Origin of the sequence: Bacillus timonensis, assembly GCF_004799755.1 — a bacterium.
Lineage (GTDB): Bacteria > Bacillota > Bacilli > Bacillales > Bacillaceae_L > Ferdinandcohnia > Ferdinandcohnia timonensis_A.
In genome coordinates this window covers 1-4,340 of sequence record NZ_SLUB01000108.1, presented here as the reverse complement: position 1 = coordinate 4,340, position 4,340 = coordinate 1, and the positions used below count along the sequence as shown (strand labels likewise).

Below are 4,340 nucleotides of genomic sequence, written 5' to 3'. Positions count from 1 at the left end.
AGATGTGTATAAGAGACAGCTATATATATATGCAAAAATCCTTTTTAAATTACAAAAAGGGTACTAAAGTCACAGACGAGATTCGTCAATTATCGACTTTTCAAGTATATACCATCTGTCCTATAAACTGAATAGTAGTTTTGGTATAAAAATCTTCCTTTATCGTATAAAATATGGCAATTTAAAAATGGTTCTTTTTACCCATATGAGGTAAAATGACTTATATCTCTTTTATCTATATTACCAAAAAATAAAAGACACAGGTAGTAATCTGTGTCTTTTTGTCGAAATTTATATAATTTTGTCTTATTTTACAAGAGAGTGTTTAAAAGCATAAATAACTGCCTGCGTCCGATCTTGAACTTCGAGCTTACTTAAGATGTTGCTTACGTGTACTTTTACGGTTTTTAAAGCGATAAATAGTTCATCCGCAATTTCTTGATTTGTTTTCCCATCAGCGATTAAAAGTAGAATTTCCATTTCACGGTTTGTTAGCTCCTCATGCGGAAGATGGGTGTCCTTTTGTCTCATCCGGACCATCATTTTCCCCGTAACCTCTGGTTCTAGAACCGATTGACCGTGGTGCGTTTTGCGAACCGCTTCAGCGATTTCACTTGCCTTTGAGGTTTTAAGCATATAGCTTGTTGCGCCGGCTTCGAGCGCTGGATATACTTTTTCGTCATCAATAAAACTTGTTACGATGATGATTTTAGCTTCTGGCCAACTTTCAATGATTCTCCTGGTTGCTTCAATTCCGTCCATTTCCTTCATCACGAGGTCCATTAAAATAATATCAGGTCGAAGCTCTAATGCGAGTTCAATTGCTTTTTTCCCGTCATCTGCTTCTCCAACAACTTCAATATCTGGCTGTGCTGATAAGTAGGATGAAACCCCAATCCTTACCATTTCATGATCATCGACAAATAGTACTTTAATCATTTTCATCACCCTCTAGCATTGGTACTTTCACTTCTATCCGAGTTCCTTTTTCTTTAAGACTTACAATACGCATCGTACCGCCAATTTCGACTGCACGTTCATACATATTTTGGAGCCCATAGGAGCCTGTCTTCGCTTGTTCGACATCAAATCCAATTCCGTCATCAACAATCCGTAAAATCACAAAATCATCCCTTTTAATTAACAGGACTTCTAACTGATTTGCTTTCGAGTGTCTGAGGGTGTTTGAAACTGATTCTTGTAGAATACGGAATAAGTGGTCCTCGATTCCTTTATCAATTTGGAACTCCTCAATTTTCTTTTCAATGGAGACTGGTACTTTTTGTTCAAGTTCAACTAGTAGCTCTCCAATCCCTTCCTGTAGCGTCTTTCCTTTTAAGGCAACAGGACGCAAATGGAGTAAAAGCGCCCTCATTTCAAGCTGAGATTGTTGAATCATTTCTTCAACAAGCTTAAACTGTTTGGTCTCACGATCATTCGTATTTGTCCTTGACTCATTAATCGCTGACATCATCATGGATGCTGCGAAAAGTTGCTGGCTCACCGAATCATGAAGTTCACGAGCTAACCGATTGCGCTCCTCGGACACAATTTTTTGCATACGCTTTTCTTGGTCCTCCGCTTTTTCATTCGCAAGTTTTTGAGAGAGTTTTGTTTGTTCAGCAATATGGGTTTGAACCTTTTTTATTCGTTCCCAAATCGTAGTGATTTCAGCCGTTTGGTTTTCAGGAATCTCAGGAAGTGTCCTTCCTTGTTCAATCTGATAGACTGCATCAGATAAAGAGAGCAATTGTTTTCTCCATATGACACCAGAGATCATACCAAAAATAAGTCCAGCTATTAAGCTAAGGCTTATGGCAAGAATGATATAAGGCAAATCCATCAGTTGTGTTTGCCAAAGTTCAGCCCATTTAGCTAACGGAAATGCCATAAACATGATGACGTGTGCTGCTACAAATAAAAACACCGAGACACAAATACCAACAATAATTTGCCTTTTTACGGTACTCATGCTCGTTTCACCTCAAGGTCCCCGACGCCAACTGTGGTTATTATTTTCAACTTATGTTCAGCATAATCATATTGTTCAGTTTGATAATGTAGGGTTTGGTTCAGCGTCTTCGCATCATGATTTTCAAAAATCGTGGTTGCACCGTAAAGAACGGAGTGATGGACCTTCACTTCAATCTCATATGGAACAAAGACCTGAACATTTCCAATCACATTTCGAACAAATATGACCGACTCCCCTTTTGGCAGTACGGTGTAACTCAAATCAATAATGGTATCGCCAATTCCGGATTGTATATTCACATCGTTCCATTCATATACGTATTCCGGAGTTTTTTGTTGACCAAAGATGTTGTTACAGAACAATGGCTGACGTTTTAAAATCGGTTCCTGTGCGGATGATTTTTGTGATTCTTTTATTTCTGGTTTTATATATTGTGGGTTTTTCTTTGATTGAAAAAATTGAATGAGTAAATAGATCAGAACTGCCAGTATTAAAAATTTGACTGTCATCATACCTAAAATGGTAAGAGCTAAACTAATCCACCCAAACCAAAACAGGATTTTCCCAAAGGTTCGCGGCAATTTTTTACGACCAATATAAATACATCCAAACGATATAATAAAAGAGAAGATGACCCCGCCATTAAAAAATGTAATTTCGATAATTAATAAAATAATTCCAAAGAGAATAAATGCATTAAGATTGTCTGATTTTATTTTATTTAACAAGGTTCGGAGCCTCCCTTCCATTGAATGCATTGAATTATTCGTAAATTGGGATAAGAAGACGCAGATTGTCTACGTCTTCTTTAGAATACCATGATTCTACTAAGAAATAGAATCTGTTTCTTCATTTTTCACTTGTTTTTCGAGCTGAGCGATTCTTGCATCAATTGTGTTGCGATTATAAGAGGAATTTACTTGATTTTCAAGTCGATCAAGATAAGATTCCATCTCTTCAAAAGTCCTTGATGTTTTATTTGTATATGCATTTGTGTCTAGCACTTGATTCATACGGTGGTTGGCACGTGCAATGTTCTCCCGTCCCATTAATTCCATACGCTTAATATGCATATCTTTCAGCTTATGTTTCATTTCCTCATATTTCTTCTCAAGCCCAATGAGCTCTGCTCCTGCGTTTTGTAAGGCTTCCTGTAATTTAGCAGCACGTTCCTCATATGCAACCTGTTCCTGGACCGCGAATTCGTATAGTTCTGTTTCGCCTGCTTGCTGTGCCACACCTGCTTGGTATTTACGTTTTTCAGCAAGAGCAGCTGCCTCACGATGTTCTCTTGCAAATTGATCCTTAAGAGAGTGCTGACGCTCTACCAGCTTGCGTACCTTTTCAACCTCTGCCTCACATTGACGTAAATATTGATTAAGCAATGCAATTGGATTTTTCTGTTCTTTTTCATCTAAGATGCCATGAAAATCTGCTAAAATTGTGTCCTTAATTCGAGTTAATAAATTTGCCATTTGTATCATTCTCCTTTTTTAATTTGGTGGTTTGCTATAGAAATTAATGTTTGTTTAATTCAGCCCATTGTTTTTCAAAGTTAGTGAATGGGTCAGATGATTCAGTAACGACTTGGTGCTTTTCTTTTTTCCAGTTTTTAATGACAACATATAGGATGTATGCAGCCACGAGTCCTAGAATCGCAGGAACATTTGAAGCAGATGCTGTTAGTGCAAGAACACCGATAATCGCCCAAATAACCTTACCTACTGTTGAGTCAGTTTTCATAAACTTTTTAAATGCAAAATACAGAATCGCTAAGCTGATTGCCAGACCAATCATTGGACCTACATGTGATAAAAGCACAATCGCTGCGATACCTCCAAGAATAAACAATCCGAACTTTTTCATGTTTACTTCCTCCTTTCATGATTCAATCTTATCCTGATTCTTGTTTTGCTATAATGAGCCCCAGTTATATTTTTCACTAGGTCCTGAGGCTTATTTAGAAAAGCGCAAGGCACCCGCCTATCGGCGACAAGCATAAGATAAGCGCTGACAGAAGGTGCATTTTACCTTCCGAAGCGATTAGCTTATGACCTCGAGCCGATGGTGCCTGGAGCTAGACATCAAAAATATGTCAGAAATCCTTTTAATGAAAAAAGGGCCTGCTCTTTATGATAACCCGTTCGGTTCAAGGAGAGAAAAAGTCAATTAACAGTATATTTCGGGAAGCGTTTCACAATGTGAATCACTTCTCTTTTTTTGTTGGTAATAAAGGGGTTTATGTGAGTTTACGTTTAAATTAGCATCAAAATTAGCATAATGATTTTAGGACTTCTAATAATTATTAGTCATTGTTCAAAACATATGTTAAAATCATACCTGTTTTGGATGATAAAATTGATGC

General features: G+C 37.4%; 5 protein-coding genes. All 5 read right to left on the bottom strand.

The genetic code is table 11. The annotated features are described in order from the left end of the window. Positions 1-306 precede the first annotated feature (306 nt). The 5 genes from E1I69_RS23800 to E1I69_RS23780 all read right to left on the bottom strand — a co-directional run bounded on the left by E1I69_RS23800 (position 307) and on the right by E1I69_RS23780 (position 3,841). Entirely contained in the window at positions 307-939 is a 633-nt protein-coding gene (locus tag E1I69_RS23800; protein WP_136381983.1) for a response regulator, read from the bottom strand. Then, the gene (locus E1I69_RS23795; RefSeq protein WP_136381982.1) at positions 932-1,972 is read right to left on the bottom strand and encodes a sensor histidine kinase; all 1,041 of its coding nucleotides are present in this window, start codon (positions 1,970-1,972) and stop codon (positions 932-934) included. Before E1I69_RS23795 ends, E1I69_RS23800 begins: the two co-directional genes overlap by 8 nt. Then, the gene (liaF, locus tag E1I69_RS23790; protein ID WP_207308606.1) at positions 1,969-2,703 is read right to left on the bottom strand and encodes a cell wall-active antibiotics response protein LiaF; all 735 of its coding nucleotides are present in this window, start codon (positions 2,701-2,703) and stop codon (positions 1,969-1,971) included. The genes E1I69_RS23795 and liaF overlap by 4 nt, the downstream gene beginning before the upstream one ends. A 99-nt stretch (positions 2,704-2,802) precedes the next feature. Next, complete coding sequence (locus tag E1I69_RS23785) at positions 2,803-3,450, bottom strand: PspA/IM30 family protein (RefSeq protein ID WP_136381981.1); 648 nt, start codon at positions 3,448-3,450, stop codon at positions 2,803-2,805. 43 nt (positions 3,451-3,493) lie between these two features. After that, complete coding sequence (locus E1I69_RS23780) at positions 3,494-3,841, bottom strand: flagellar basal body rod protein (protein WP_136381980.1); 348 nt, start codon at positions 3,839-3,841, stop codon at positions 3,494-3,496. Positions 3,842-4,340 lie beyond the last annotated feature (499 nt).